Source organism: Actinoalloteichus spitiensis RMV-1378 (genome assembly GCF_000239155.1).
In the GTDB taxonomy this organism is placed as follows: Bacteria; Actinomycetota; Actinomycetes; order Mycobacteriales; family Pseudonocardiaceae; genus Actinoalloteichus_B; species Actinoalloteichus_B spitiensis.
Window position 1 is genome coordinate 1 of record NZ_AGVX02000655.1, and the last position, 2,654, is coordinate 2,654.

The 2,654-nt window shown below is 74.9% G+C and carries 2 protein-coding genes; both read right to left on the reverse strand.

The features are described from left to right. Window positions 1–924, reverse strand: a 924-nt coding sequence (locus ACTIDRAF_RS0223475; RefSeq protein ID WP_016701139.1) for a lycopene cyclase family protein, incomplete at its 3' end; no start/stop codon positions are given. Window positions 925–1,130: 206 nt separating this feature from the next. Beyond that, entirely contained in the window at window positions 1,131–2,360 is a 1,230-nt protein-coding gene (locus ACTIDRAF_RS0223480; RefSeq protein WP_016701140.1) for a right-handed parallel beta-helix repeat-containing protein, read from the reverse strand. Window positions 2,361–2,654: the final 294 nt, after the last annotated feature.

Genomic DNA, 2,654 nt, shown 5'->3' on the forward strand with positions numbered 1-2,654 from the left:
GGGCGGCCAGAGCACGCCGTGCGCCCCGGCGACCGCCGCTCGCGGACCGGGCGCCCAGTGCCGGGCCAGGGCGCGTGCGGTGGGGCCGGCGGAGGCGAGGGCCGCCGCGACGCCGTACCCGCTGGCCGGGTGCAACATGCCGGCGGCCGACCCGAACCGCAGCACCCGCCGAGGGGCGGGTCGGGGCGCGGTCATGTCGATCCACACGCGTTCGCTGGCCTGGGCGGTGGTCACCCGTACCCCGTGCCGGCGCAGCCGGGCGTGCAGCAGCTCCCGCAACATCGTGATCGGTAGCCCGGGGCGCCGCACGAGCGAGGTCTCCTCGACCAGCACCCGGCCATCGCCCAACGGGACGCAGTAGCAGAACGTCGCGGTCGCGGAACCGGGCGCCGGCGGCCGCCAGTCCATCATCACCGCCTCGTCGGGAGCCACCAGGCGGGCGGCTTCCTCCTCGGGCAGGACCAGACCGAACGCCGTCTGCGCCGGTACCGCGCCTCGCCCCTGGGGAGAGCTGCCGGTGGCGTCCACCAGGACCCTGGTGCGCAGCCGCTCGCCTCCGGCGAGGCGGAGCCGCGACCCGTCGGGACCGTGCTCCGCGCCCACCGCCCGTCCCCGCACCAGGGTGACGGAGTCGCGTCGCAGCTCCCCGGCGAGCGCCTCGTTGTCCAGGACGCAGTACTCCCGGTCGGTCCACCACCGCTGGGTGGCGGCGGCCACCCGCACGCGGGGCGACCGGGACCGCACCGCCCGCCGGCGGAACGCCGCCGGGAGCTCGTCGGCGAAGCACGCGTAGGTGGGGCGCCAGGGACGTCGGGGGAACGGAGCCACCAGCGCGGTGGCGAACCCTTCGTCCGCGCAGGCGGCCGCCAGCGCCGTTCCCGCCGGCCCGGATCCCACGATCGTCACGTCGAACTGCCGGGGCATGCCCGTGATTCCACCAGGTTCGACGCGGGTTCGCAGACCAGGAGGCGGGGGAACCACCCCACCCGGCCACCCCACCCGGCCACTCCGGCCGGGAGTCGCCCGGCGGGAGCGGCCCGGCGGGGGAGGGGAATCGCCTCCTCCCCGTCGCGCGGCCACCGGGGCGGCCGGCTGGGCGACCGAGCGGTCGTGCCGTGGCGGTCGGCGGGTCAGAAGCGGGCGCCGATCGGCGAACCGTCGACGGGGACGAGGAAGTCGGAGCTGGGCACGGACCCGTCCGGAGACCGGGGCCCGGTCAGGGGCTCGGGGTCCACGCTGAGCAGGTCCTCCGCCGTCCAGTCCGGCCCCCCGCTCCACGAGTTGCCCGTACCCGACGGCGTCCCCTCCGACACGGAGCTGCCGTTGCCGACGGCGAGGTTGCCGATCAGCACGGCCGGCGAGCGTCGGAGGTCGAACCCGTTGCCGCCGTTGCCGTAGGCGGTGGAGCGCTCGACCCGGTGGGCGCCGGGGTTGCCGTTGTCCTCGAAACCGTCGACGGCGTTGTCGAACGCGATGCTGTTCCACACCCGGTGCCCCACCGGCGGGGCGGGGGAGCCGCCCCCGAGCTTGAAGCCGTTCCCGTCACCCTGGAAGTCCGGGAACCCCCACCGGTTCTCGCCGTTTCCCCACGCCACGCTGTCCTCGATCGTGATCGGGGACTCGAACATCCAGGCGTCGAACCCGTCGTCGGCGTTGTTCCAGAGGCGGGCGCCCCGCACCACGTTGCCCTCGCCCCGCCCCTCCTTGATGGCCAGGCCGTCGGCGCTCTCCCCGTTCTTCCTGGGGTCGTGGTTGCCGTACGAGTCCAGGTTGAGGATGAGGTTGCGGCTCGACTCGCCCTGGAGCTGGAAACCGCTCTCGTAGTTGTCCCTGGTCACCAGGTTCGCGAAGACGTTGTCATCGCAGTCGGAACAGTAGATGCCGTAGGGACCCCGGATGATCTCCAGGTCCGTGATGTGCCAGTGGGCGGCCTCCTGGTGGATGGCACCCCGTTCCGGTCGAGGGATGCTGCCCCCGACCGGGGTGTGCGAGGCGGGGAGCCGGTCGCCGTCGATGACGGCGCGTTCACCCGGGTAGCTGGTCAACGTGATCGGCGCGTCGGGCATGCCGTCGCGGTCGATCGTGATGTTCGTCGTCAACGCGTACACGCCCTCCCGGACGGCGATGACGTCGCCCGGCCCGGCGAGCTCGACGGCCCGGTGGATCGTCGCCAGCGGCGCGGCCACGGTGCCCGGCGCGTCGTCGTCCCCGTCGAGGGCGACGACCAGGGTCGGTTCACCCGCCGGGAACGGGGTGACCGGGGGGCCGCCCGGGGCCGGCGACGGGTGGGGCGACCCGCCGGCGGCGACCGCGGTGATCACGGCGATCGTGGGCGCGACCAGACGTGCGTGCGGAAACATCGGGTCTCCTCGTCGACGGTGACGGGTGGGCCGGTTCCGGTAGCCGGTGGGGACATCCCGGGGCGTGGGCCGATTCTCTGCCCGGCCGGGGCGCCGCGGGTACCGCCGACCCCTGTCCGCTAGTGGTCATCGCCGAGCGCACCGCTGGCTCCGTCGCGCACCGGGGTGGCGACCCCGGACTCACCGGCCGCGCGACCGGGACCCGGGGCGATCGCGGTGGGGCCCGCGCGGCGCCGACACCGGTGCGGACGCCGGCGGTACTACGGTCGGGGGCGTGACGAGCCACTCCGAAGT